This is a genomic window from Chryseobacterium sp. HNCC26DJ241, from assembly GCF_057180505.1.
Genome location: NZ_JBXUGL010000004.1, coordinates 91299 through 116193, shown reverse-complemented (window position 1 = coordinate 116193; position 24895 = coordinate 91299). Strand labels below are relative to the sequence as shown.

At 34.3% G+C, this 24895-nt stretch carries 27 protein-coding genes and 3 pseudogenes; 12 read left to right on the top strand and 18 right to left on the bottom strand.

What is annotated here, in order from left to right; all coding sequences use genetic code 11:
* Window positions 1-441 precede the first annotated feature (441 nt).
* The 11 genes and pseudogenes from AC2A1C_RS04465 to AC2A1C_RS04415 all read right to left on the bottom strand — a co-directional run.
* A pseudogene (locus AC2A1C_RS04465) lies at window positions 442-1386 on the bottom strand (DNA cytosine methyltransferase); the annotation flags it as partial.
* Between the two features lie 67 nt (window positions 1387-1453).
* Complete coding sequence (locus AC2A1C_RS04460) at window positions 1454-1600, bottom strand: hypothetical protein (protein WP_484023829.1); 147 nt, start codon at window positions 1598-1600, stop codon at window positions 1454-1456.
* 341 nt (window positions 1601-1941) lie between these two features.
* Window positions 1942-2091: pseudogene (locus AC2A1C_RS04455) on the bottom strand (DNA adenine methylase); the annotation flags it as partial.
* Window positions 2092-2154: 63 nt separating this feature from the next.
* Complete coding sequence (locus AC2A1C_RS04450; RefSeq protein ID WP_484023872.1) at window positions 2155-2391, bottom strand: DNA adenine methylase; 237 nt, start codon at window positions 2389-2391, stop codon at window positions 2155-2157.
* Window positions 2392-2712: 321 nt separating this feature from the next.
* Window positions 2713-3315: a hypothetical protein gene (locus AC2A1C_RS04445; protein ID WP_484023828.1), complete on the bottom strand. Its 603-nt coding sequence runs from the start codon at window positions 3313-3315 to the stop codon at window positions 2713-2715.
* Window positions 3316-3590: 275 nt separating this feature from the next.
* A complete protein-coding gene (locus tag AC2A1C_RS04440; protein ID WP_484023826.1) occupies window positions 3591-3803 on the bottom strand; it encodes a hypothetical protein in 213 nt (70 codons plus the stop codon).
* Window positions 3804-3819: 16 nt separating this feature from the next.
* On the bottom strand, window positions 3820-4047 hold the full coding sequence (locus AC2A1C_RS04435; protein WP_484023824.1) for a hypothetical protein: 228 nt from the start codon (window positions 4045-4047) through the stop codon (window positions 3820-3822).
* A gap of 5 nt (window positions 4048-4052) precedes the next feature.
* On the bottom strand, window positions 4053-4487 hold the full coding sequence (locus tag AC2A1C_RS04430) for a hypothetical protein (protein ID WP_484023822.1): 435 nt from the start codon (window positions 4485-4487) through the stop codon (window positions 4053-4055).
* Between the two features lie 30 nt (window positions 4488-4517).
* On the bottom strand, window positions 4518-5102 hold the full coding sequence (locus AC2A1C_RS04425; protein WP_484023820.1) for a hypothetical protein: 585 nt from the start codon (window positions 5100-5102) through the stop codon (window positions 4518-4520).
* Between the two features lie 84 nt (window positions 5103-5186).
* On the bottom strand, window positions 5187-5792 hold the full coding sequence (locus AC2A1C_RS04420) for a hypothetical protein (RefSeq protein WP_484023818.1): 606 nt from the start codon (window positions 5790-5792) through the stop codon (window positions 5187-5189).
* Complete coding sequence (locus AC2A1C_RS04415; RefSeq protein WP_484023816.1) at window positions 5792-6031, bottom strand: hypothetical protein; 240 nt, start codon at window positions 6029-6031, stop codon at window positions 5792-5794. Before AC2A1C_RS04415 ends, AC2A1C_RS04420 begins: the two co-directional genes overlap by 1 nt.
* A gap of 1012 nt (window positions 6032-7043) precedes the next feature.
* Between AC2A1C_RS04415 and AC2A1C_RS04410 the strand changes: the two genes are divergently transcribed.
* Both AC2A1C_RS04410 and AC2A1C_RS04405 read left to right on the top strand, forming a co-directional pair.
* The gene (locus AC2A1C_RS04410; protein WP_484023814.1) at window positions 7044-8954 is read left to right on the top strand and encodes a type IV secretory system conjugative DNA transfer family protein; all 1911 of its coding nucleotides are present in this window, start codon (window positions 7044-7046) and stop codon (window positions 8952-8954) included.
* A gap of 66 nt (window positions 8955-9020) precedes the next feature.
* Window positions 9021-9872 (top strand): hypothetical protein, encoded by an 852-nt coding sequence (locus AC2A1C_RS04405; RefSeq protein ID WP_484023812.1) that lies wholly within the window; start codon window positions 9021-9023, stop codon window positions 9870-9872.
* 16 nt (window positions 9873-9888) lie between these two features.
* Here the strand turns inward: AC2A1C_RS04405 and AC2A1C_RS04400 are convergent, their stop codons facing one another.
* Window positions 9889-10287, bottom strand: coding sequence for a helix-turn-helix domain-containing protein (locus AC2A1C_RS04400; RefSeq protein WP_484023811.1), 399 nt, complete (start codon window positions 10285-10287; stop codon window positions 9889-9891).
* A gap of 164 nt (window positions 10288-10451) precedes the next feature.
* Here AC2A1C_RS04400 and AC2A1C_RS04395 point away from each other — a divergent pair, with 164 nt between their 5' ends.
* Genes AC2A1C_RS04395 through AC2A1C_RS04385 form a run of 3 tightly spaced genes read left to right on the top strand, consistent with a single transcriptional unit; the run spans window position 10452 to window position 12212 of the window.
* Entirely contained in the window at window positions 10452-10922 is a 471-nt protein-coding gene (locus AC2A1C_RS04395) for a hypothetical protein (RefSeq protein ID WP_484023809.1), read from the top strand.
* Between the two features lie 10 nt (window positions 10923-10932).
* Complete coding sequence (locus AC2A1C_RS04390) at window positions 10933-11427, top strand: hypothetical protein (protein ID WP_484023807.1); 495 nt, start codon at window positions 10933-10935, stop codon at window positions 11425-11427.
* A gap of 23 nt (window positions 11428-11450) precedes the next feature.
* Complete coding sequence (locus AC2A1C_RS04385; RefSeq protein ID WP_484023805.1) at window positions 11451-12212, top strand: hypothetical protein; 762 nt, start codon at window positions 11451-11453, stop codon at window positions 12210-12212.
* Window positions 12213-12242: 30 nt separating this feature from the next.
* Here the strand turns inward: AC2A1C_RS04385 and AC2A1C_RS04380 are convergent.
* From AC2A1C_RS04380 to AC2A1C_RS04355, 6 genes and pseudogenes are all read right to left on the bottom strand, one after another.
* Window positions 12243-12344 (bottom strand): annotated as a pseudogene (locus tag AC2A1C_RS04380) (type II toxin-antitoxin system YafQ family toxin); the annotation flags it as partial.
* A 162-nt stretch (window positions 12345-12506) separates the two neighbouring features.
* Entirely contained in the window at window positions 12507-12746 is a 240-nt protein-coding gene (locus AC2A1C_RS04375; RefSeq protein ID WP_484023803.1) for a hypothetical protein, read from the bottom strand.
* A 348-nt stretch (window positions 12747-13094) separates the two neighbouring features.
* On the bottom strand, window positions 13095-16580 hold the full coding sequence (locus AC2A1C_RS04370) for a hypothetical protein (RefSeq protein ID WP_484023802.1): 3486 nt from the start codon (window positions 16578-16580) through the stop codon (window positions 13095-13097).
* A gap of 127 nt (window positions 16581-16707) precedes the next feature.
* Entirely contained in the window at window positions 16708-16908 is a 201-nt protein-coding gene (locus tag AC2A1C_RS04365; RefSeq protein WP_484023800.1) for a hypothetical protein, read from the bottom strand.
* 69 nt (window positions 16909-16977) lie between these two features.
* Complete coding sequence (locus AC2A1C_RS04360) at window positions 16978-17271, bottom strand: hypothetical protein (protein WP_484023798.1); 294 nt, start codon at window positions 17269-17271, stop codon at window positions 16978-16980.
* A gap of 237 nt (window positions 17272-17508) precedes the next feature.
* Window positions 17509-17784, bottom strand: a complete 276-nt coding sequence (locus AC2A1C_RS04355; RefSeq protein WP_484023796.1) for a hypothetical protein — start codon at window positions 17782-17784, stop codon at window positions 17509-17511.
* 476 nt (window positions 17785-18260) lie between these two features.
* On the opposite strand from AC2A1C_RS04355, the gene AC2A1C_RS04350 reads away from it, so the two are divergent.
* The 7 genes from AC2A1C_RS04350 (at window position 18261) to AC2A1C_RS04320 (ending at window position 24858) form a co-directional block, all read left to right on the top strand.
* A complete protein-coding gene (locus tag AC2A1C_RS04350) occupies window positions 18261-18683 on the top strand; it encodes a hypothetical protein (protein ID WP_484023794.1) in 423 nt (140 codons plus the stop codon).
* 137 nt (window positions 18684-18820) lie between these two features.
* Window positions 18821-19600: a hypothetical protein gene (locus tag AC2A1C_RS04345; RefSeq protein ID WP_484023792.1), complete on the top strand. Its 780-nt coding sequence runs from the start codon at window positions 18821-18823 to the stop codon at window positions 19598-19600.
* Between the two features lie 60 nt (window positions 19601-19660).
* Window positions 19661-21490, top strand: coding sequence for a hypothetical protein (locus tag AC2A1C_RS04340; protein WP_484023790.1), 1830 nt, complete (start codon window positions 19661-19663; stop codon window positions 21488-21490).
* 69 nt (window positions 21491-21559) lie between these two features.
* Entirely contained in the window at window positions 21560-22333 is a 774-nt protein-coding gene (locus AC2A1C_RS04335) for a hypothetical protein (protein WP_484023788.1), read from the top strand.
* Between the two features lie 80 nt (window positions 22334-22413).
* On the top strand, window positions 22414-23001 hold the full coding sequence (locus AC2A1C_RS04330; RefSeq protein WP_484023786.1) for a hypothetical protein: 588 nt from the start codon (window positions 22414-22416) through the stop codon (window positions 22999-23001).
* A 214-nt stretch (window positions 23002-23215) separates the two neighbouring features.
* A complete protein-coding gene (locus AC2A1C_RS04325; RefSeq protein ID WP_484023784.1) occupies window positions 23216-23365 on the top strand; it encodes a hypothetical protein in 150 nt (49 codons plus the stop codon).
* Window positions 23362-24858 carry a recombinase family protein gene (locus AC2A1C_RS04320; protein ID WP_484023782.1) on the top strand — a complete coding sequence of 499 codons (1497 nt, stop codon included), beginning with the start codon at window positions 23362-23364 and terminating at the stop codon, window positions 24856-24858. The genes AC2A1C_RS04325 and AC2A1C_RS04320 overlap by 4 nt, the downstream gene beginning before the upstream one ends.
* Window positions 24859-24895: the final 37 nt, after the last annotated feature.

Sequence of the window (24895 nt, the reverse complement as noted above, 5' to 3'; positions counted from 1 at the left end):
AGGTTTTACAAAACTTCTTCAAACATTTGTCAAGGTTTTATTAAAGGTTGTAATACCCCTTTTTAATCCCTTACGGATTTATAAGCATAGAAAAGGCTTTTTCAAGTGATTTACCTTAACAATCCCTTGACATTCATTGCATAAGATTTGTTAAAGGATTAATAAAGTTGATGTAAACTTTGACAATGCCTTGTTAAGGTGTAGCAGAGGAGTGTATCAACCTTTGACAAACGCCTTGTTTATTGTTGTTGAAAAGCAAGTATTTATCTTATTGTTTCTATGTATGTAATCTTTATAAAGCTGTGAAAAGCATTGTCAATGTTGCAGGCAGAAGAGAGGAGTGAGGATTCAATGTAACAATCTACCAATGTAACAGTTTAACAATGTTTTGGATAGTATATTTTATTTAGCATATTGCTAAACTTTCAGATTGTCATATTATTAAAACCGTTGTTTTCTTATTTCATTTGCAATTCTAGCCGTCATCAATGGAGGAACACTCATTCCACAGACATAGCGGGTCGATATGTTACAGAAATCAAAATCACTCGGAAAACTGCTCATGCGGATGTATTCTGTATCATTCAAATTGCGGACTTCATTGTAATAAACAGCAGTTCCACTCGAGGTTAAAGTAGGAGCAACAATGTTATCGTACAAAATATAAGTGCTGAAAAATGCGTTGTAAGTGCTTAGGTTTCTGTATTTGGCATCCGCAAATTTCAGATTTTGGTCTCCAAACTCTACATACGGCCGTCTTTTGACAATAGAAGGTCGAAGATGGGGATGAGAAGTTGAGTTTCTGTCGGCAATTTTCCCGAAATATATAGGGGATTCATTGAAATTTAAAATTAATTGGGGGAGCTCCAAGCTCTCTTTTCTTGCAATAAAGAAGATGCGTTCACGAGCTTGGGGAACTCCCATCGTGGCGGAATTTAGCATGAATACTTGCACGTGATATCAAAGCAGGCTAAGCCTGTCATAAACTTCAATCGCATATTTTTTTGCTCTTCCGGCAACGAGTCCCGGAACATTTTCCATCACGACCACTTTGGGTTGGAACTTGGCAACGGTCTCGCAGAACACAAACACGAGTTCATCCAATATCTGTTTTTTCTGTCCTTCCTTGAATACTTTTTCTTTTCCCCAACATTCTTCACGTTTTCAAGACATCGAGAAGGCACTGCAAGGAGGAGAACCATCCAAAATATCTAATTCGTAGAGTTCTTTTGGTAAATCAGTTCTTTGGTTAAAATCTCTGATGTCTTCATGATAAAAATGTTCGGGGGAGTGGTTGGTTTGGTAAATTTTTGCCATTTTGTTATCGATTTCCACACCCCCTAAGTGGCGGAATCCTGCTAGCTTATATCCCATTGTAGAACCGCCACCGCCTACAAAAGTTCAGAATACTTTCAGATTATTTGGAGGTGGGTAATGATGCTTTAAGTTTCGGTCATATTTTAAATTTTTCGTAATCTTTTCTGATTTTATGGATGGGGATTTCTTCGTTTTTGAAAACTCTCTGTTTCATTCTTGGTTTAATCTTACGCATCACGACATTTTTTCTTTGATGGTTGTATTTTGGTTTTGAGGTGTTCATTTCATTTTTGTTTTAAACAACTAAAAGATTTAGAAATTAAGAGATTGAATGATTGAAAATTAACATATCCACTCCATCGTTAAACTGTTACATTGATTTATTGTTACATTTTATATCGGATAATTCGCCACCAAAACTTCTGTTTTTCTTTTGTTTAGAGCTTTTTTGCTGTTGTGAGAGGCTGACAAAGGTTGGTCAAAGGTTTTTACATACCGGTTATGTTCCTTTACAAACCTGTCAAGTATTTTAGATGGAAAATTGCTCAGTAAAAATTTTCATTTGATTTGTGATAATACCGTGAGGTCTCTGATAAAATCTTCTTCGTGATAACCTCCGTAATGTCATTGGTTCGTCCCGATATAAGGAGGGTCGCAGTAAAAGAAGGTATCTTCATGATCTCTCGATTGGATGACCTTATCCGCCTGATTCTGTTCAATTTGCGTGTAAGAAAGACGGTTACTCATTTCTTCTTTAAAATTTTGTATTTTATTCTGAAATGTTGTAGGGCATTTGTTGTCCTTCGAATATCAAAAGCTACCTATACGACTGCAAAATCATTGATTGCATGAGACGTAAAAAGCTCGTGCTCTTATGATAGGATTGTCCGCAAAAAGCCGTGGAGTTTCATAAATGAAAAGTGCTTTTTTATAGGTTTCCCTGCTGTGAAGAGTGGCTTCGATTTTTTCGTATAACGCTTTGTAGTTTTTCTTCAAAACTTCGTAGAAATTAACGACATTCATGTTGGTGTCATTGATAATTTCAGAAGCAGAAGGCTCTTTAGCCCGAAACAGTGCACCGCCTCAAAAGTAAGGTTCAACATAGATTTTATGGGGAGGCGTCAATCAGAGAAGTTTTTTGACTAAATTCTGTTTCCCACCGTAATATGTAATCGGGGTTTTCATTTTTGCTTTAAGCAGGGGAGTTTTATTTTTTATTGTTATTTTATTTTCAGAGAAATTGTTCATTTTCACTTTTTGTAAATAAAGTAAATGTATCTATTGCAGGGGAGTGTTGCTTAAGAAAGTAAAATAGCCCGAGTAAAAAACTTGGGCTATTTCCATGAGTTCATTTTTGGAACGGAAACCATTCCCAGCCTTTGAATACCAAAGGCGTTACTTGCTTTTTTCAGTTTTCTTGTCCTCCTGCTTCCTACCGAAATGCGGTTTTTCTGAAGCAGGTTTAGAATCAGGATTGAAATTCTGTTTCTCTTCCAATTTATTAACTTCAGATGATACATCCAAGGATTTCGGAGATTCCGAATTGGTTTTGTTGGAATTTTCAGAAGCAGAATCTTGTTTTTCAGAAACAAATTCAGTTGTTGGAGTATGCTCCAAATTTTCTGATACAGTTTCTTCCGATTTTGATTTCAAGTTTTCTTCCGTTTCCTTTTCGGGAGAAGAATGTACTTTGGAATGCATCCATTCTTGAAGCGTTGGAAGTTGTGACACTTCTTTACTCCACCTGCTCATCACATAGGAAATGATTTTGAAGTCATCTCCGATAAGCTGTAAAAGTTCATTATTTTCCATTTCCACAAGGTTAAATTCTGATGGAACTTCGCCCTCGAAGTTGTGGGTAATGATTTCAATCAATTCTTTTCGGGAAAAATGTTTGACCATTTCCGTACTGATGGATTGATACTGAGGCTCAGATTTTACTCTGTCCTTTAGCACCGCTGAAAATATTTTCAAGAGTGCCGTTTTGTTTTCGTTCATACTATTGGATTTTAATTGTTAGATATTTTGTTTAAAGATTTTGTTTTGAATTTTGTTTTCGTGTTAATTTGCGCAAACCACCATGAAGCGTTCTCCTTCAACAAAGGAATTGTTTTCAGACAGCTTTCCGCTTCGGATAAGAGATCGTCTTACTTGATCAGCCTTTGTATAACTTTGATAAAAGGATTTCGGTTGAAAATAAACGATATCCAGACCGCTGGTTTTATGTACGATGATAAAAACGGTGAGGATAAATACACCATGATCCTGCCTGTTCATATCATTATCGTATAAATGATGACAAACTGAGTGGCATTTTCATTCGGAATAATCTGTTCAATTTTTTTCTCTTCATTGAATTGAGTTCCAAGACCGAAATTCACAAAGTCTACAAATTCCATAGGTTCTTCTGGAAAAGATTCAAGATAATTTTGATGCATTTCAGCATTAATAATCATGATTTGTTTTACTGTTTTTTTGTTTTCCATTTTTTTTGATTGATTTTTATTGTTCTTTTTCTGGTTTTACCCTGTACATTTTTTTGACAATACAGTTACTTTCGGTAACAGATTCTTCATTTTCTATTAATGAATTTCTGATTTCCAAGGCTTCTGCTTCGGTAAGATAATAGGGTTTGGGATGAATGTAGATCCAGTCAAATTCCCCATCATTATCTGCAAGAGCAATCACATAGACTTCCTCTAGAGTTGTCTTGTTGTTTTCTGTGTCCATACGGTTTATTTCTGCCATATCTTTTCTGATTCACTAAAGCCAATCCATCTGTTGTCTGCATCAAAGCCTCTGCAACCGAGTTCATGACGGATAATTTTATCCAAAGGAACTTGATACTTCAAAATAAATTTGAGCAGTTCGCCCTCCATTACCGATAACTTTCCAAGGATGTTTTCCCAATGCTCTAACATTTCGGGATCGCCTGCAATTCCTTTCAGATCGCCAAACGTCCAATGCTGGTAATTTTCGGGAAGCGAGTAATAATGACGAGCTATGTCCATCTCTTCGGCAGTTTGCAGATCGGCAACGGCATAATTATCCTCCGGTCCGTCAAACACCACAAACTGTTTGGGAATATTTCTGTACTCAAACTCCAGCCATAAAGCTCTGTCTCTGGCTTTATCCAGATTATTATAAAATTCTAATATTGATTGTTTCATTTTTGTTTTAAAAAATAATTGGATAAAAGATTACAGGCTTAGGATCTGGAGCTGATGTTCCTCAAACTGTTCTTCCGAAATGAGAAGTGATTTTTTAGACTCTGCTTCCCATTCAGTTGTATAATATTTGGAAAGAGGAACAGAAATATATTTGTCTTCTTCTTGTATAGAAGATTCAAATACGGCAAATAACGGTTCGGGAGTTCCCGCCTTTCGGCAAAGTGCCTTGAAATTGCTGTGGTCGTACTCGTCCCAATCCGCCAAAATTTTGGTCATCAGATAATGGGTTTCGAGTTGAAGTTGGCAAAGAACATCATAGACTTTCTGTGGCGTGATTTTCTCTTCCAATTCCTTTTTCCATTTTTCGATGGAATACGACAGAATATGAATATCGTCTCCGATGGCTTCAAGTAAATCTTGTTTATCCATCGTTTCCAAGTCATACGTTTCAGGTACTTTATCCAAATACAGCCACTTCAAAATGTTTTGAAGTTCTTCTTTGCTTAAGATACTGCCAAATACAGGACTTAGAGTTTCCACTTTGTCTCTTTCGATTCTTTGCTGTAGCATTTTCATAAAGCACTGCACCAAAAGGCGGTTTTTGTTTTTGTTCATTGTTTTTTAGATTTTAGGTTAGACACTAGATATCAGACATTAGAAGTCATAGCTTAAAGCCTACTGCATATTGCTTACTGCCCACTAAGTTGAGCATTGAAGCAAAAATTCGTTTTCATCGGGAAGTTGATCCAACGGAAATGACGCAATGATTTTGACAGGATAATAATCGTTTTCTCCATCATAGAGAGAAAAGAAACGGTCTTCTTCTGAAATCCCCGAGGTGTTGAGACCTTTGTACACTTCAAAAGCATTTTTATCGTAGTCAATCACATACGCCCATTCGCAGAACAGACTATCAGAAGCAAAATCATAAGCATCGGTGGTTGCCAGTTCATCAAGATGAGCGAACTCCAACAATACTTCCAAGATTTGCCCTTCTCTTAATCTTCCGTAGCGTTCACGGTAACGAAAGGGATACTTTTCTTTGAATTTGTCTTTCTGCCTTGAATTAAGAATTCCATTGGTACAGCCGATAGATTCTAGGAATTCGTCCTGTTGCTTTTGGTCTTTTTCATTCCAAAGACGTACTTTCGGAAGGATTTCTTTTAATTTTTCGGTGTTCTCAGGATTGCTAAAGAATTTTAATAATTTTACTCCAAGGGAATCGGGGAATCCGTCATACTGCCCATATTGAGCAACTTTCACTTCTTGGTTTTGTACCACCACGGTTAAGTTTCTTGTTCCCATTAGTCTTCTTCGTTTTCTGAGTTAAAGTTGTCTTCAGGTAAACAATACTCACAGATGGTCGCAATCGCATGATCGTAATCTCCGCTTTTGGCTTCTTCGAGGACGGCATCAATTTCTTGTTGCGTCCACTTCTCACGTCTTGCTTGTCTGGAGAAAGCTCCAAATATGGCAAAGATGTTACTGTCGATAGTTGTCAAATCCAAGTTGACGGTTTTGTTGATTTCGTTTTTGTTTTCCATTTTGTTTAAGTTTTTAGAATTTTTTGATTTTGTTTTTCTTGATTGTTTTTGATTTTTGTGTCACTTGTTGATTGTTACCTTGTTGATTTTTTCATTTTAAGGGGTTTTAATTTGTTAATGGTTAGTTTTTTGTTTCATTTTGTTTTAGAGATTTTTTGTGTTAAGAATTTTTTTCAGTTGACTGTTTTTGAGTTTTGATTTTGAATAGGTTTTGTTAATTTTTTGTGTTTTGATAGATTTTGAATTGATTTTTTTTTGATAGTTTGTTTTACATTGTTAGATTTTCGGTTGTTTGTTTTTCGTTTAGTTTTAGGATTTTAATTTTTTGAATTTTTGTTTTTGATACATTGGTAGATTGATACATTGATAGATTTTTTGTGTCTTTACATTTTTGTTTTAATTGATTTGGTATGTTTGCCGGCGATGGCGCTTGTATGGATTTTTGGTTGACTTGCAAGAGAAGTTGATGCAGTTTGACTTTACATTTTTACTTTTTAGAGATAGGAAGATGGCAATAATGGAAAGTGGAAAAAGGAAGATATTATGGCATAGAAATTGCAGTTAAAAACTCGATAAAAAGGGCGATTTCCGCTTTCCTTTGGAGGTTACCAAAAAGGTAGTCTAAAAGGTTCTCAATAAGGTATTCTAAAGTATATTGACATTTTTATTTGCAATCGTCAACCTTAATCGAAAGAACTTGACTTCCCATAAAAAATCCATAAGTAGCACCATCACTTTTGTGAGAAACTATTCCGATATATTTTAACAACCCATTCTCGGAAATTCGATCAAAAGCCAATACTTCTGTTCTTTATTTCCTTTATAAAACCATGCTTTTTTAAGCCAAGTTTTAATTCAAAAAAACAAATGCATCGTATTCTGTTTTATTTCTTCTGCCGAGTCAGGCAATTTGTTAAGTTATACCACTTAAATTTTTAAAATTCAAACCTGAATCCTTTAAAAATTTAATCTGAAAATTCAAACCGAAACTTAAACCCAAAACTATTTTATCATGAATTCAACCATCCAATTCTGGAACAAAACTTCCTTTCTATGGAAAATTAAAAACCAAGAACCTTATATTTTAGCAGGAAATTATTTTCTCGGAGGACATTCTTCGGGTCGGGACGCTTTACTTTCAGAACGAATAAAAGCAATCAATAAAAACCTCTCCCGACTGGATAGAAATTCAATTCATTACCGCAAAGAACTTCAAAAACGATTTCTGACCTTCAAGGAATTTGAAGAAATGAGAACCAAGAAAGCGACAAGCAAAGAAAAATTGGAGAGGGCAGTATGCGTTTCGCCTGCTTTGGAATATTGGAATCTTTTATTGAAACACCCGAAAATTTTATCTTCTTTTACCGGCGATGATGAACACGACTATCAAAAACTTCTTTCACTTTGTCTACCTTCGCTACACTCATTATTTTTTGCTCCAAAGCCTGTCCCATTTCCCGTTTCCGCTTTAGACAGGCATTGCTTTATTAGCGGCAGGACAGGTTCCGGAAAGACGGAATTTATGAAAGCGATTGCTTACCAAATTCAGCATCAATCCCAATTGAAACAGCAACACTCAATAATTCTTTTGGATCCTCATGGAGACCTATCCGAGAGCTTATTAGGATTCCGTATCAATCTTCAAAAGCCCGACCGTGTTTGGTACATCGATCCGCAATTGGAAAATGAAAAAATTCCCTGCATCAACCCATTTTGGCGGAGAGTCTCCGAGCCGTTTTTAATTGATGTGATGTCCCAGCAATTCGCCAAAGCGTTTTCGGAATTAATTCCCGAAGCAGGAATGTCGCTTCAAATGGAAGCGCTGTTGAAACCGTGTTTAGCAGTTTTGCTTGAAAGAGGAGGATGCGGATTATCCGACCTGCAAATATTTATGGACGATACCCAAAATGCAAAATGGGTGGAATTGGGAAAGAAATCTTCATTTCAGGTTTACCGCCAGTTTTTTGAAACGGCATTCCTCAGTAAGAAGTATGCTCCCACTAAACTGGCAATCTATACAAGATTGCAACACCTCCAAAACAATATGATGTTCTACCACATGATGAACGGACAGAGCAATATCGACCTAAAGAAAGGAATGCAGGAAGGCAGGATAATCCTGTTTAATTTATCCAAAGGAAAATTGGGAGAAGATGCGAGCAGAGCACTCGGAAGATTTATTTCGGCAACCATTCTAAGCATTGTATTTCAAAGAGCATTCGAGTCCGAACATTCAAGAAAGCCTTGTTATCTGTTTATTGATGAGTTCCATAATTTCACGACAGAAAGCGGAAGTATTCAAACCATATTTTCTGAGGCCAGGAAGTACAAACTGCGTTTGATTGTTGGAACACAAAGTGTCGGTCAAATCCCATTATCATTAAAGAATTCAGTTTTGAATAACTCAGCTGTTAAATTAGCAGGAATCAATGGCTTGCCTGCACTTAAAGAATTGGCAGGGGATTTTGGAGTTTCTTATTCGGCAATGCAGAGTTTGTTACCTTATGAATTCTACTTAAAGCACGATCATTTTCCAGCCATAAAAATTAAAAGCCCCGATTTTCTGATCAAACAGCCGAAAAGATATTTTTGCAACAAGGAAGAACTTAAGAAATTGAAAGCTTATTTGTTGTCCGAATCGGAAATTTACAGAGACATCATCAATGTCAATCCAATTCAAACGCAAACGCAGTTTCAAAATAAAAGCCAGAATCAACCGAACCAATCTACACTAAATCCGGTTCATTCCCCAACTTTGATTCCTTCAAAAACCAAATCGGATTCAGAAAATACAACTCATGAAACGATAAATCCGGCATCAGATTCCGAAATTATAATTCTTCCAGCAACAGAAAATTCTGAAATTGCATCTCAAAATTCCACGGAGTCCAGCGGAAGTATTAAACCTAGGTTTCATCTGTAATCAGTTCCTCTTATAAAGCAGATGGCTTTTTTTGCCGACTTTTTTAATTTTTTAAAACTCAAAAAAATGGTTACCAAAAGATTATTCTTTCAAACACTTTCTCCCTCACAGGAAAAAATTCTTTTAGCTTTAGCTCGTTACAAATATTTGACAGCAGGGCAGTTGCTCCGTCTCGGAATTATGTCGGACAGAGCGAATCTCAACAAGCAAATTGCAGAACTCAGACTTCGGAAAGATCCGTTGGTGGGTTCTATTGCATTCGGTGTTCATCCTGCAATAGGGAAACTCGAAAATGTACATTTTCTAAAAGCTCATGGTGCTGAAATTGTCAAAGATTATTTGAGAGAAGATGTTGTCAGGTTTCCGAAAAATGAAGGTCAATTTTATCAAAAGGATTACTTCCATAGAATGAACATGATTAATGTTCAAATCGCTTTGCATGAAGGCATTTCCAAAAATGACGGTTGTGAAATAGTGTTGTTCTCAACCTATTTTGATAAGGTTTCTACAGGAAAGAAGAAAGGTTACAGAGCGGAATCGTCCATTCAGATCTCTGAAAATGATTATCTGATTGCTGATGCACTTTGCATGCTGCAAACACCCAATAGAAAAGAGTTGTATGCGATTGAAATGTATAATGGAGATGATACAAGTCGTGTTCACAAATCGTTGTTCCATCATTTGAGGGCGTTATCGGTCGGGCAGCCGAGCAGAATGTTTAGGTTGGATTATGGAAGCCGTATTCTCTGTATCTTTGAACTGGAGGTGTATAAGCAAATGGCGATGAAGAGACTTCTTGAAGACGAACGTTTTACAGAATCGAAATTTCACTTCTTATTTAAATCTTTAGATGAGATTAAACAAAATGCTTTTGAGGATTGGTGGTTGTTTGACGGAACTCAAGTCAAACTATTTTAAAAATAAAAGAGAGCTATTAAAGCTCTCCGTATTTTGATCTGTATTTTTCAAGTTCATTTTTCTGTTGTCGCATTAGCTCTTCCATTAAAGTGAATTTATCTTCGTAGAGTTTTTTGATAAGCTCAATTTCTTCTAAACCAGAGCCAATAATAATGCTTCCACTATAACTACTTCCACTGAAATCTCCTTCAGTGTTAGTTATACTATTGAAATATTTCTGACTATCAAACTCTTTTATATCTTCGGGCTTTACTTCTAAAACTTCAGCTATTTGAACTAATTTTTCTTTGGATATTTTTATTTCTCCCTTCTCCAATCTACTGTATGCAGATTGAGAAATGTCCAACTTTTCTGCAACGAACTCTTGTGTAAGGTTCTTGAGCTCTCGAATATTCTTAATGTTGTTGCCAATCATAACTCATAAATTATGCAGGTTTACTCATATATTATAACCGTACAAAGGTAATAAAATCAATGAGATATAGGCATATTTGTGAGATAAAAAAAATAGAATGGTTTATTATGCCATTATCTATTAAAAATACAAAACTGAGAAATATGAAATTCAAAAAAAGATTAATGTCGTCCTTGATATTATTACTTACATCTGTTACAGCATACGGACAATATACTTATGACGAAGCTTGTGATATCTTACGTAAAAACGGTTATACAATTTCAGATGGAAAATATAATTATCTGCAACAAGGATATAGTTTTGACTACACAAGAAAATTTCAAGCAGGTAACCATTATGCTGTTATTGCTTACACAGGATCGGAATATGTTAAGGATATTGGCTTACTCTTATGGCTAGATAATGGGGAATTATTATTCCACCAGCCTTACCTTGGTTCAAACTCTGAATCAGCAAACTTTGCTGTGAAATGGGATCGAGAAGTCAAAATTGAAATTAGAAACGAATCATCAACTTATCCTGATTACAAATTCTATTGTGGATTTGTGATAGGATACAAAAAAATGGATGATCAACGTTCCAATGGAGACGGAAATCGTTCTATTGAAATAAAAAACATAAGAAAAAATTAAACCCTACATTATGAAAAAAACACTTTTAGCTTTTCTATTTTTAGGAGCATTCACATTTACTAATGCTCAGACTGAGTTCAATTATTTTAGCCGTTATGGTTTTTCTTATTTTTCGCCTTGTATAAATAATAATTTTGAGGATTGGGGCTATAATGATAGCTTAGGGATATTTTCCGCCAATCTGCTCGGCAATGGCACTGACTATAAAAATGATATTGAAGATATCGAAGTTTGGGCATGTCGTTCCGATAATAAGCAGTCTCAATACATTATCAAACAAAAATTTCAAATCCATAAAGATAATTATTATGGTACTGAAATCAATTTTTATGATCATAAAAACGGTTTTAGAGTTTTATATGATAAAAGTAAATATGATAACACCTCTTATAATTTTGTTATTTATAAAGAGGGATCAAAACATACGCACCTTGTTATGGGAAGTATTAAAGCACAATCCTTCAATAATTTCATCAATGTCCTTAATAACTTTGAATTTCTGTAAACTCTTATTTTTAGTATAAATCCATGAAATCGTTTCTTATAGGAGTTTTTATGTTGCTTTTTGCTTTATCTCAAGCTCAGCTCAATCAACTGCAAACTTGGAAAGACTTTGTCTTGCAGGGAAAAGTAAAATTTGTTGAGGAAAACTATGTTGCCAAAAAGAAAAAAAATAGAGAAACCACTACCTTGGAGTTCAGTCCGAAAGGAAAAATTTTGAAAAAAGAAGAAATTATTAAAAACAGAAAAACCAGCACTATTTTTTCGTATGATTCACAGAACAGACAGGAGAAAGTATGGTTTCGGAATTTTGATAAAAATAAACTCGTTACCGAAAGCATAATGACATTCAGATACAGGAACGATTCCGTTTTTGTACATACCGAAATAGTCGATAATGGAAAAAAGTCCAATAAATCTTTTACAGCTATTCTGAAAGATGGTCTTCTCATAAAGTATTTCGGAGAAAAGAAAGGGAAAAGCAGAGTAACTGAGTTTGTGTATGATGATCATAACAATGTGCTTTCGCAGACCAACTACAGAGACGGAGAAATAAGCAGAAGGTATGAATTTACCTATAACTACGATGAAAACGGAAGTATACTTTCACAAACAGATGTTAACGAAAACACAACCATTGAGTTTTTCCCTAATGGACTGAGAAAATCAGAGAACGAATTTACCTATGAGTATTCCCACGACTCATCTGGAAATTGGATACAGAAAATGGTATTCAAAAACGGAAAAAAATATTCAAAAAGTATAAGGAAGATTACCTATTATGATTGATGTTTTTCGATATACATAAATTCATAGGTATTATCCAAACAAATCAGAATGACTTCCGATCTGTGATAAAAAGCATATATCACCTTCAATATAATAGATCAGTAGTATATCCGGGGCAAGATGAAGTTCCCAAAAATCTTTAAAAGCTCATTGAAGTTTATGATTTTTTCGTTTGGGAGAAAGATTTCAAGACAATAATTGGGAGATACATTCTGAAAATTTTTCCAAAACCTTTGGCTGATTATGATATTTTTTAAACTGTCTTTTGAACTTGGAAGTCCTTTGAAATTTCATTTAGGCTAAAAGTTCAGACAATAAATCTTCTGCATTATTATACACAGGACTGTTTTTCTTAGCTTCTCCAATATCTAAGCGCCATTCTTCTGCTTTTTGCAACTGTTTAAAGTATTCATATTCTGTCGGGGTAAGAATTACTGCCTCAAGTTTGTTATTGAGCAAAACATATTTGGCTCCTGTATTTAAAGATTCAAGAACTAATTTCGTCTTATATCTCAGGTCACTTACCGATATCATTTGGTCTGCAAGCATTTTTTTCGTTTAAAAGATAAATTATGATGGAATTTATATGTAAATTTTGATGGATTGCAAGGGGAATTTTTTTATGGAACTTAACGATCTTCAATATAGTGTCTGAGATTTCTTATATTTCAGCAATTTTAACTTTGCATTTTCTAAAAAAATACTTAGAAAATATAGATTGGAAAACGTTTTTCGTCTCTTCGCACAATGAAACTTGTGCAAAGTAAAAGGTTTTTTTTGGCCTTAGAAAATTGATAAAGAATACTATATCAATTTAAAAAAGTAGCAGTTAAAATTTCACAATCACAAAACTTTCCGTATAGAATTTTTATAAGAATACTGTTATTTTCTGAAGTTTTCCAATTCTTCTTTAACCATTTCTTCTAATTTTAATGATTCTCTTAAAGCCGTTTTTAAATAGTCTCGATATTCAGGGCGAAGATTTTGTTCTTCTAATATTTTACTCATCTCATTGATTCCTATATGAATTATTTTTGAAGACAGTTCAAATTCTCGTAACCTGAAAAAACATACACTGATATCATAATAAGCATTTTCAATACCTTCATATCCATCAACATGCTCTGACTCAAGTAAGAATAGTTTTCTAATATAATATTGTACAGCCACATCCCATTTCCCATATTTATTAAAAATATCCCCAACAATTTGGTAATATTGATTCAAAATATCATATCTCAAATCTTCTATATTAAAATTAAAAGATTTTAGTTCTCCAACTTCTTGTAGACTATTGTCAAACACCATATTATAATCAACCCTAAAAACCTCCGCTCTTTTATCTAAAACCTCCGTCCAATTTTCTGTAGTATTCTTCCAATTAATATTGTCTTTCATATCTAACAAATCAGATAAAAAATCAAAGATTTTTTTTAGCATACCAAAAACAGGGGCTTGATGGGAAATATTTTTAGAATCACAGTATGTTTCAGCTAACAGAACATTATTTTTAATGAAAATTCGGATAAATGGTAAATTATTGGTATGGATGACTGTTTTTAATAAATATTCATTAAGATGAAATAGTTTTTCATTTACTTCCGCATTATCAGCTTCTTTTTCCAAATGTAATGATGAAGCAATACCGTATATTTCAGCCGCCATTTCAATCTTTCCTAAAAATACACAACACATCCCTAATCTGATATAGGCATTACTCAGAAAAAAATAATTTTCACCAATACTCAACAAAAATCGTATTTCTTTTTGAGCATAATCATACGCTTTTTCGATATCGTTGTTCTCATAATAGATGCAGGATAAGTGATGATAATATTCCCATAAATCCGTCGAGTTTTTATTTGCTTCAAATAATAAATCAAACCGGGAGTGTATACTTTTATCAATATTTTCTTTGGCATTTTTTTTCTTTTCTAATTTTTCGAGACCTATAACATCATTTTTATAAGAAATAAGGTTTGCATGATTGGGAGGGAATGTTTCACAAAGTTTCCTGTTTTTCTCAATATAATATTTTGCACTATCCAAATCTTCCCACCACAGATAAAGTGAGGTAAGAGAATGGTAATTGTTAAAAAGTACGTAATATTCATTGCTTAGTTTGGTTTCTAAAATTCCCAACATACTCTTTAAATATGCTTCCGCTTTTGTAAATTCCTTAAGTTCAATATAATAAAAACCAACATACCTACAATAACTTTCCTTTTGTAAAAAAATATCTTTGTAGACCTCAATTAAAAAAAGAAGGTCTTCAGGAAGATTCTTTTCAAAAATAGACAGCAACCGATCCCGAATGGAAATAGCTTGTTTCAAAGCATTTATTTTCTCATATATATTTTTATTCTTATCATTTTTGGTCGTGATTAAATGACAATTAAATGCCATAATTATTGACAAGACCTTTACTTCTAAATCTATATTTCCTTCAAAAACCGAAGTTGTTTTAATTTCAGCACTCTTAAGAAAAGTTTCAAGCTCATCGGTAATCATTTTAAAGTCATTTTCCCAAGTTTCAGCATCTAAAAGTGAATATACATGATTTGCATAGTAAAATGCTTGCTCATTATTACCCTGATTCATAGAAGTTACAGCTAAATTATGATACTTTGCAATTATTGCATGTATATTACCCATTTCAGGTATTTCGCTCATAATCGTTTTTGATTTTTCAAACAACCCCAAAGCTCCATAAATATTCGCCAGCACTTGTTTTAAATAGATGATGTCACTATTTTCTCCGTTAAATTGTTCCAATAAGGACTCCAGTAATCCGAGATATTTTATCATGACGGCCTCATTTATGGAGTTTTTATGCAATACTTTCTTAAAATACTGAATAGTAGAGTCAATGAAATCACTTCTGTAGGAAAATCTCTTAACAATAATATTTTTCACCAAACCGTGTAGTCGTATTCTTTCGTTTTCAACCTTAACCCAACCTTTTTTTACAAGAGTTTTAAGATTATAATTAAAAGCATCTGTGATGCTTTCTTCAGAAGAATTATTCAAGTAAACTTCCTCAAACAAATCCATAGATATAGAATCTTCTTGTAACAAGGCTATATTCAAGAGTATTTTAGATTGTTCTTCTTTTAATGAAGAGGTATCGAAGATAATATTGAGATATTCTTCGATATTTTCAATAGTAGCCCTTTTTCTTTCAATGCTGTGTTCTGCCTCTATTCCAATCTGCTCCACGACATTGATTCCTTTTTTAGTAAACCGATTAACTAGAGCTATAATGCTGAGACCTCTTTCATTAGAAGTTTTTGCTAATAATTCGATGGCTAAAGTATGATACTCAATAGCCGATAGTATTCGGATTAAATTGTCATCATCTTTCTCAACCTTATAAAAAGTGTAAAATAAATCCAGCGCTTCCCTTTTAAAATCGGGAGCGCTATAATTTTCAAAACCTTTTAGGTGATGTTGCGAAGTTCCTATAATATTCCAGTTTCTACTGAGGAGCGCCAATTCTTCTTTGTAACTGGAGATGCTGTCGTCTAAATTATCTAAAACCAAAAGGTTGTTTCCTTCAATTTTCGCTAAATTCCCAATGACTAAATTCATCAATCCTTTTTCATTTCCCAAATAAGAATAGTATTCCTTGGCAAGACCTAAGCCTCCAAGTAGCCCTATCCCTTTTTCCTGAGAAAAAGCCTTTGGAAAACCTTCTGTACAATTGAGCCAGACCATATTGGTAAATTGTCTCTCATAATGTTGCGAAAGGTGTTTGGCTAAAAACGTCTTTCCAATACCTGAAATTCCAGTGACATTCACTTTTCTGCTTTTCTCAAAAAGAGAAAAAATTTCTTCGAGAACATCCACTCTTAACACAGATTCTTCCAAATCTATAGTAGGAATAACGTTGAGTTGCTTATGAGTCGCTTCATTATCTTGAAATTCAACAGGTTCTTCCAAATCTCCCTTTCTTGAGGAGAGAATCTCTTTTAGGAAAGTTTTGTCATCATCCAGCATTTTTCTTAAAAACTTTACTGGGAAGATATTGAAGAATTCCTTATAGCCTCCGAAATAAAAGCTATAAAGTTCTATGGGCTGTTGGATGTTTGTTTTTGGTAAGCCATTTTTAAGATGTAATTGAATTGCTTTTTTCCCATAAGCAACATTTTTAGCCCCTTCTTCCCCCGCTAAAAATTGTTTAAAAGGATTGTATCGTATCTTATCTTTGAGTTTGTTTTGAAAATAATCTCCTGACTGCTTATGAGATTCTTCATAACAATTTTTTAATCGTGCCAGTTTATTTTCCATAAAATGGGCGACTTCTTTTACTTCGTGGGGAGAAATATTCTTAACAAGTTCCTCAAGTTCTTCAAATGTCTTTTGCATAAGGGCTTCGGTATTACATGGGTATAAATATACCAAATATTGCGTCTTTAAAAAAAAGGAGCATTAAAACTCCTTATATGATTGATATTTTTCTATAATGACGTCAAAAATATTCTTTTAGAATTGTTTATTTATTTTTTTGTTTACCAAGTGAAGGATCTACTTTCAGCAAAAATGATAAAGGAATTTTGTCTTCTCTATCTCCATTAGAATGCAAGATCGAAGCTTTGTTTTCGCTATCATATCTAACAATAGAAACAATTCCTTTTTCATCAATCTTATACGGGATCGATAAGTTTGCCCCTGTCAAAGCATGAAGAACCGTCATAATCAAATTAATCTTTTTTTCATTTTTGGGGTTGTCCAGAAAATTCTCGAATATGTAATCTTCTTCATATCATAATTGGTCTGCTACTGCCTGCATGAGCCTGAAATGAAATTCGTTGCTTTCTTCAATGTTTTCAAAAGATTTCGCATCTGCCTTTTTCAAAAGTGCGGTATAATTCTTATTTTTTTTCAGATTGGTAAATAATTTTTCTTTGCTGTAATCTCCCAAATCATTTTTTAGGTCATTGAGCATATAGGATTCTCCAGATGCTTCCAATGAACAAAATGTCATCCCGTTTAGGTTATGAATGGTAACGCCTTGTTTATTAACTCTATTGCTATAATTGACTCCTAAATATTTCATATACATTTCATAGCTGGATGGGTTACCTAAATCAAAGTGTGGTAGCCCTCTCTCTACAAGCCGTTGTAAAAAGCCTTCATTACGCCATTCCTCTTGCTCTCATTGGATGCGCGATTTTATATAGTTCTTCAACTTGTCCAAAGAGATGAATTTGCCATTTTTGTACAAAATATGGTCTTCTTGTTTAGCCTCCATCGTTTTCAGATTTGAATCAAATTGAACTCGTGCCGGAAATTTTCATTGGTATCTTTTGATTAGCCCATCAAAAAAATCTTTGTTTTCCTGCATAAATTCGAGAAAGTCTTTTCCTTCTTCTGGGGTAAGTGTTTCGGTTTCATCATCCAGTGTAAGGATAATTTTTTTGATATGCTCTTCTTTAAATTTGCTGTGCGGTAGAAGATGATCCACCAGTTTTTTTGCAAAATTACTTTGCAGGGCTTCATAAGGCCGGGTAATCGCACATTGCTTAACTTCTTTATCCAGTTGGAGATGGTTTTCGGGAGTTTTGGACATTGGATGGTAATACATATAAAAACAGCTTACTTGTAGAAATTTTACTCATTTTTTTCAGCCTGTCAAGAAAATGACGAGAATTTTCACTTCTTTTTTTCAAATCTTAATAGAAAAAATTTGGTTTTTAAGTCAAAAAACAACCTGTTTTCAGATTTTTTGAATAAAATTTCAAAATTTTTATTTTTAATTATTCGATTCAAAATGTTAAATATCAGCTACTTACACAAAGCCGTTATTTTATTCATTAGGTAAAAACCAAAATTTATTTTGATTTTCCGTGTTATTGGTGCTTTACAGCACCTTTCATTTTCAAATTTTCCTTGAATTTTCCCAAATCTTAAATTTTTCCCCAAATATTCTTCAAATTTTCTCTTAATTTTCCATTTAACAATTTATTTATCAGTTAGTTATAATTGTTTGTGCGATTTTTTCTTTATTACTTTGGGGTATAAATAACAACAAAAATTACATGAAAAATGAAAACACAAGCATTTATTTTAGGCTTCCCGAACGAATCTAAAATTTCTTTAAAAACTGAAGATATTTTTAAACTTCCTGTAATTAATAGTTTTTGCTTAACTATTGGAGTTACGATTCCTCCCACTACAATTGCAGGAGAAAACTTCCACAACACCCCTTGGATCAAGGCATTCAGCCAATTCTTCAAAAATAATGATGGCAATGATATTACTGCTCGTAAAATCTTTAATTCTGATCCTGAGTCGGTTGAGAGAACTATTATTGCGTGTAAAATCTGTGAAACCAATATAGAAAGCATCAACATTAAATTGAACAAATTTCTTGTACTACTTCGTGAGTTCAAGAGACAAAATGCATTGGAATATGTAACTGTTTCTATTGATGGTAAAGAGCTAAAACTTGACATTCAAATAGAATAATCCATATTTCTATATTCCTGCAATTTCTGACCGCATCCTTAGGTCAATTGCAACAGCCTCTTCCTAGTTCTACGAGGATTCTCCAACTCCGAAGAGGCTTTCTTTAAAAAATTACTAAAAAATCAAAATATCACATTATGACAGAAATTAACACCTCTCAACCCAGCGAAATCATTCTATTTATAACAGGCAAAGAGAATAGCTCTTTTATAAACTCCAAACAGCAACGTCATTTGGTTATGCTTGCTACCGCATCAGTTTTAGTTTCATTGCTCTTTGCTACATCTGCTTCAGTTTGGGTTTATCTCCATTCTAATAATTCATTTTTAGCAGTAAGCACGTGGGTTTTCTCTTTCATTATTTATACTATGTTAAACCGCGCTTACTTCTTATTCTCATCCGGAACCCATCAAAAAGGGAAATTAAAGTTTATTCTGGTTTATATTATTCTGTATTCCATTTCTGCTTATCTGATCGTTTGTGATGTATTCTGCTTTTATCTTTTAGAGGAAAAAATGGTTCTGTTACAGAATATAGATTCTCCTTTGGAGCGCTTCTCTGCTATGCAAACCGTTACGGAAGCTCTTCAACCCAATGAGCAAAAAGCCTATCGTCAGTATCAATTTAGCGTTTTAGCCATCGTTTTTATTATTTCGCTTATTCCACTGCTGATACAGTCTTTACTCATCCAACAAGACGCATTCAACAGCACGGAAATGAAATCCGATGAACTCAGACAACAGATTGTAGCAGAATTGGAAGCTAAAAAACGGGAATACACCCAACTTTTTAACGCTGTAGAATCTGACGGAGTATTCCAAGAAGATTTCCTATCCGGCGAAGATCGTAAAAAGAAAGCGGAAGAGCTACTTAATCAAATTAACCATTTAAAGCACAGTTTACAGGATATTTTGTAAAAACAGCACCCTTATCAAAAAATCCATTGTCACCAGAAATTAACACAAAAATTATACATCATGCAAAAGTTAAAACAATTCTTAGCCTCGCTTCTTCCTACCTTCAGAAAAAGAGACGAACTGGCCCGATCTAAAGATTTCCTTCAGCGGTTAATAAATTCGGAAACAGAAGATTTACGAAAGTTAGCCTTGACTAAAATCCCTCAAAAAATTTCAATTTTTGAATTTAAAGATAGTTCTATCGCAAGGTTTATCTCCGAACTCAACGTCATTAAAAACAAACACTTGGCTCAATGCAAAAACTTTAAAACTGATCTTAAACGCTATTTAAACTTTGTTTTACTTGAAGATAAAAGCAATGAAATAATGGCAGTTGTAGAGCAGAAAGAGCTGGATGAAGAAAAATTGAGGTTACACCAACTGCATCAAAATCATTCTGATCTTTTAGTAAGTGATATTCATGCTACACAATCGGATATTGCATTAAAAAAATTACAATCAGAATCTTTAAAGGCTACCGATCATTTAAAAATGGTAGAGATGAAAGGGACGGCTATTCATCTAGCACACGCAGAACACGAACGATTAAAGGAATTAAGTATTGAAAATCCTAAAAAGGCTTTAGAGGAATTGGGTTCCTTACCGAAAGAATTTGAAGCACTTCACTATCCTGATGCCCCTGAATTTGATTTGAATGTAAACATTGGTGTGGGTAATGAAAGTAACACTAACGCCACTTCTTCTTTTGACGTAAAAAGTAACCCAAAATATGCGGCAACTGCTCAAAAGAAAACTGAAAAAATTGCTGAGAAGCTAGCCAACTTCGCTCGCAAAATAGAATTTACCAAACCTGTTGATGAATTTACTTTATTATCAAATCATTTGGAAAAACAAATGACTTTTGGGTATCGATTCGGAGAAATTTACAATGAAGAGGAAACGCCTGAAGAGGATATTGTACTTGAACACAACACTTCTCAATCGATTCATATTCCACCCATAAAAGAAAATTCGGTGTTGGCTACTGTAGAAAAAAAGGAGGTTTATGTCATCAATGGAGTCAATTTACTGGCGGTAATTCCTGAAACCATTATTATGGCTACTGCTGTTTCTTTTATTTTTCATGTAGATCGTGAGAGTTGGAAGTTTTGGCTGATGGGTATGGCTTTCCTGTTATTCTCTAAGATTATTTCCATTCTGCTTATCAATCCAGTTTTGAAATACTTTAAACGAAACGGTCAATTATTCCGAATAAAGAAAATGGCAGTTAACCGACTGATGTTTACGGTATTCATACTCTCGTTTTTGTATTGTATTTCGGTATCGAACTTATTCCTTGAAATGTCCTACAACGAGCAATTAACCCAAAAATATGTTTTGCTTAAAAAGGAATATGTAAATGCAACAAAAAATGCAGCTCTGCAAGATGACGCTTCCACCGCTTCAGCACAGGAAATGAAAGATAATGAACAACAGTTGAAACGTCTAAAAGACAAACTATTTATCGCAAATAACGAACCTACACTTCTACAGATTATCACAATTTGTTGTACTATGGCGATTACGCTTTTATGTTCCAGTTTACTGAATGCCATCGGATTTATCTTGGGTACATCGCTTTTCCTGAGAAGAAGGCTGGAGATAGCAGCCAATAGCATAACGCATTTGCAGGAGCTTTTTGATACCACTAAAACAGAACTGGGATTATTCCGTGCTAAAAGCCAACGTATTATAAGACTGTATTTTGAATTGGAGTATCTGCATCGCTTGACGGACAATAACCTGTCTCCGCATACAACCATTCATCAGTCAAAAAAATTCGAGGAAACTTTCTTACCGCTTAATGGTAAAAACCACTCTTCTCATAATTATCAAAATCATACTTCTTAATATTTAATATTTAAAATTATCACAATGAAAAAATTCAATCCATTATTCATTAGAATTAAAACCGACTTAGTGAAAACTAACTTTTTAGTTTCAGTATTTTGTTTCCTGCTTTTATCCTGCAACAAAAAGCAGGAAAACAATTCCCAACAGGAAAAATCCGTCATCGTTGTCGTCCAGGATCTTTCAATGTCGATGAATCCTTCTTCGGCAGAAATCGCTCAGGAACGGAAGTTTGTATCTCGATTTTTAGAGAAAGAAATGAATTCTAACTCCGATTTGATGGTACTGTATTCTAATTCGACTTCAAATTCGGTCACCAATAATTTTAAAATCGAATGGCAAGTAACAGAGAAAGCCTCTTCTGGCTACCAAAGCACGAGTGCCAAAATGCTTGAGGAATCTGCAATAGAATCCGAAAATGAGGAGCAAAAATCGACAATGATTAATAAGCTGTGTAAAAAACTCTTTGATGAAATGCCGCAACAAAAGTCTTCACAGACGGAGATCATTGAGCTTTTGGCGGAGTTTGAGAAACTGAATGGGCAGTACTCCAATATAAAAGTGCTTTTTATCAGTGATATGGTACAGTCCAGCAATATGTCTAATTGGGATTCCGATCTCCCGAAAGACAAAAAAGATGCGGAGAGTAAAGCACAAATTGATACTGAAAAGCTGAAAAAGGTGTTTGGTCTTTCTGACTCGGCATTGAGTAAGGTCTCCCAAATCTTGGTTCTGATCCCGGATTCGGTGGACAGGCAGAAAACAATTACACCTCAATATTTTTACAATAAACTGTTTGGGAATTTTGGCTATCATAAACCTATTGAGTGGCACTCTTTATAATCTCATTCAACTTTCACAGAGGCGGTTGAAATAGTACTGCCTCTATTTAAAAAAATTTACAATTATAAAACAAAAACATCATGGAAAATTTATCACAAAAAAGTTATATTGACATCCTAAAAGATCTTGATACAGTGGAACAGAATTTTCACAGAAAGGAATATTTAATTTCCAACTTCTCAAGATTAAAATCTTCTGTCCCTTTTAGCCCTCGTTTAAATGACTGGATCGTGTCTTGGTTTGAGCAACATAAGTCGTTTTTTGAGTTTGTGGACGAGGATGATTTTGACCCGAAAGATATTAAGGGAACCTTGCAACGACACATCGATCGTTTTAATACAAAAAGAAAAATTCACGTATGGACTGGTGGTAGCAACTTGACTATTTTCGGAGAACCACAGATAAACCATTTTTTTAGAGCGGCACACGAGTTCCAGCACGTAACTAACAGACTCGGATTCAACTTTATACAAGAAAGCATGGTTTGCAGCATCCAAATGGCACAATTACCTAATGATTGGGTTTTTGAACGTCAATTAATCTTCAATGAAATTATTGCCCAGAACCTTTACCACCATTTTCAAAAAGATTATGTTTTAGATCAACGAAAATTTAGTATAAGTTTCATTCTAGACCCCTCAAAAGCAATCTTTACCAAACAGGTTTAATTTTTTTCTAAAACTAATTCAGAACTAATTTCAAATTTCCTGCTTTCGCACTCCTCTGCACTGCTGTATTCTCCAAAACAGCTATAAAATTTCAAATTTTCAGCAGGAATTACACAACTTCTCTGTTGTACCAAAAACCGCATAAAATCAGAGGTTTACAGCCCAGATTCTGCCCTCTTTCCTTTGATTTTCAACTTAATACCATTATGTTCGCATGAAATCAATATCGAACCCAAAAACCCCTAAAAATCAAGACAATACGCCAAAATACTCCGAAATGGAATGGGCAAGGATTGCCCAAAAACTACGGGTTTGGGCGTTGATTGAATATGAATGTTATCAACAAAAAATGAAGAAGAAATGAACGTGATTATTTACACCCGTGTAAGTACGGACGAGCAGGCAGACAAAGGTTTTTCTTTAAAGCATCAAAAGGAATCTTTAGAAAATTATTGTAATCAGAAAGGATACAATATATTAAGGCACTTTGAGGAAGACTATTCTGCTAAAAATTTTGAAAACCGTCCCGAATGGAAAAAATTAATGACCTATATAAAAGCCAATAAAAAAATTGTTGATTCGGTTTTGTTTACCAGATGGGATCGATTTAGCCGTAATACAGAGCAAGCCTATAGCGTTATTCGTCAGTTTAAGGACTGGGAAATTGGAATAAACTCAACAGAACAGCCATTAGATTTAACACAAAGCAGTGCTAAAATGTTATTGGCGATTAGCCTTACTTTACCAGAAATTGAGAACGATTCCATAAGTCTCAGAACAAGACAAGGATTAAGAAAAGGGTTAAAAGAAGGTTGCTATATGGGCGGTGCTGCTCCTTTCGGATATATAAAAATCAGAAATGATGAAGGAAAATCGACACTCACTCCCCATCCCGAACAATCCATTTTAGTGAAAAAGGTGTTTGCTGAGTATGCTAAGGGAATTTATTCTACGGAAGATATTCGAAAAAAATATTATAATAAGGGATTAAAGATGAGCAAAAACGGTTTTACGCACCTCTTAAAAAATGTGATGTATACCGGTAAAATCTATATTCCCGAATGGAAAAAAGAACCCGAAATGATTGTGGAAGGTTTGCACGATGCCATTGTCGATACGAATACTTTCGAGCAAGTGCAAAAAGTGATGGCTGGTAAATGCCCGAAGCCCAGAAGGGCAACCGAAAATATTGTGGAACAACTTCCTCTTCGTGGATTTCTGCTTTGTCCTGATTGTGGAAGGGTTTTAACGGGAAGTGCATCCAAAGGACGAAACGGGGTTAACTCTTATTGGTATTATCATTGTAATCCGCCTTGCAAGGTACGGTATAAGATAAATGAGGTTCACTCGCTGTTTAGTCAGTTGCTGGATGAATTTTCTATACAAGAGGATCAAATAAAGGTGCTTTACAAGAAAATCCTGACAGAAGTTTTTCAGGACGAGGGCGAAACGAAAGAGGTGCATATCCAGTCTTTAAAAAGGGAACTCGGTAAATTAGAATCCCGACTGGAATCGGTGGAACAGAAGTTTTTCGATGATGTGATTGATGTGAAAACATACAACGAGATGAAGCGTAAAACAGATGTTCAGATGGGCGAAATAAAAATGGAGTTGGAGCAGATCAAAAGCAGGGGCAAAGATTTTCAGAAGCATCTCGAAGAGGGAATTTCAATTTTTAAGAATGTAAACGGGTTTTATGAGAATGCTACCCTAGAGGGAAAAAGACAGATTATAAAGTCTATTTTTAACGAAAAACTCATCTACACACCCAAGTATTTTAAAACTTCCCATTTGGACGAAACTATTAAGCTGGTGCTTACACAGATGAAGAAACTTAAGTTTTTGAGGGTGAAGTGAAACCTTAGAGTCTTTTTCTTCATATTTAAATTGTCTC

Bases quoted from the DNA above. Each gene is read 5' to 3' on its own strand.
- AC2A1C_RS04460 (WP_484023829.1), bottom strand. From the start codon at position 1,600: ATGAACACCTCAAAACCAAAATACAACCATCAAAGAAAAAATGTCGTG.
- AC2A1C_RS04445 (WP_484023828.1), bottom strand. From the start codon at position 3,315: ATGAACGAAAACAAAACGGCACTCTTGAAAATATTTTCAGCGGTGCTA.
- AC2A1C_RS04440 (WP_484023826.1), bottom strand. From the start codon at position 3,803: ATGGAAAACAAAAAAACAGTAAAACAAATCATGATTATTAATGCTGAA.
- AC2A1C_RS04435 (WP_484023824.1), bottom strand. From the start codon at position 4,047: ATGGACACAGAAAACAACAAGACAACTCTAGAGGAAGTCTATGTGATT.
- AC2A1C_RS04430 (WP_484023822.1), bottom strand. From the start codon at position 4,487: ATGAAACAATCAATATTAGAATTTTATAATAATCTGGATAAAGCCAGA.
- AC2A1C_RS04425 (WP_484023820.1), bottom strand. From the start codon at position 5,102: ATGAACAAAAACAAAAACCGCCTTTTGGTGCAGTGCTTTATGAAAATG.
- AC2A1C_RS04420 (WP_484023818.1), bottom strand. From the start codon at position 5,792: ATGGGAACAAGAAACTTAACCGTGGTGGTACAAAACCAAGAAGTGAAA.
- AC2A1C_RS04415 (WP_484023816.1), bottom strand. From the start codon at position 6,031: ATGGAAAACAAAAACGAAATCAACAAAACCGTCAACTTGGATTTGACA.
- AC2A1C_RS04410 (WP_484023814.1), top strand. From the start codon at position 7,044: ATGAATTCAACCATCCAATTCTGGAACAAAACTTCCTTTCTATGGAAA.
- AC2A1C_RS04405 (WP_484023812.1), top strand. From the start codon at position 9,021: ATGGTTACCAAAAGATTATTCTTTCAAACACTTTCTCCCTCACAGGAA.
- AC2A1C_RS04400 (WP_484023811.1), bottom strand. From the start codon at position 10,287: ATGATTGGCAACAACATTAAGAATATTCGAGAGCTCAAGAACCTTACA.
- AC2A1C_RS04395 (WP_484023809.1), top strand. From the start codon at position 10,452: ATGTCGTCCTTGATATTATTACTTACATCTGTTACAGCATACGGACAA.
- AC2A1C_RS04390 (WP_484023807.1), top strand. From the start codon at position 10,933: ATGAAAAAAACACTTTTAGCTTTTCTATTTTTAGGAGCATTCACATTT.
- AC2A1C_RS04385 (WP_484023805.1), top strand. From the start codon at position 11,451: ATGAAATCGTTTCTTATAGGAGTTTTTATGTTGCTTTTTGCTTTATCT.
- AC2A1C_RS04375 (WP_484023803.1), bottom strand. From the start codon at position 12,746: ATGATATCGGTAAGTGACCTGAGATATAAGACGAAATTAGTTCTTGAA.
- AC2A1C_RS04370 (WP_484023802.1), bottom strand. From the start codon at position 16,580: ATGCAAAAGACATTTGAAGAACTTGAGGAACTTGTTAAGAATATTTCT.
- AC2A1C_RS04365 (WP_484023800.1), bottom strand. From the start codon at position 16,908: ATGACGGTTCTTCATGCTTTGACAGGGGCAAACTTATCGATCCCGTAT.
- AC2A1C_RS04360 (WP_484023798.1), bottom strand. From the start codon at position 17,271: ATGAAATATTTAGGAGTCAATTATAGCAATAGAGTTAATAAACAAGGC.
- AC2A1C_RS04355 (WP_484023796.1), bottom strand. From the start codon at position 17,784: ATGTCCAAAACTCCCGAAAACCATCTCCAACTGGATAAAGAAGTTAAG.
- AC2A1C_RS04350 (WP_484023794.1), top strand. From the start codon at position 18,261: ATGAAAACACAAGCATTTATTTTAGGCTTCCCGAACGAATCTAAAATT.
- AC2A1C_RS04345 (WP_484023792.1), top strand. From the start codon at position 18,821: ATGACAGAAATTAACACCTCTCAACCCAGCGAAATCATTCTATTTATA.
- AC2A1C_RS04340 (WP_484023790.1), top strand. From the start codon at position 19,661: ATGCAAAAGTTAAAACAATTCTTAGCCTCGCTTCTTCCTACCTTCAGA.
- AC2A1C_RS04330 (WP_484023786.1), top strand. From the start codon at position 22,414: ATGGAAAATTTATCACAAAAAAGTTATATTGACATCCTAAAAGATCTT.
- AC2A1C_RS04325 (WP_484023784.1), top strand. From the start codon at position 23,216: ATGAAATCAATATCGAACCCAAAAACCCCTAAAAATCAAGACAATACG.
- AC2A1C_RS04320 (WP_484023782.1), top strand. From the start codon at position 23,362: ATGAACGTGATTATTTACACCCGTGTAAGTACGGACGAGCAGGCAGAC.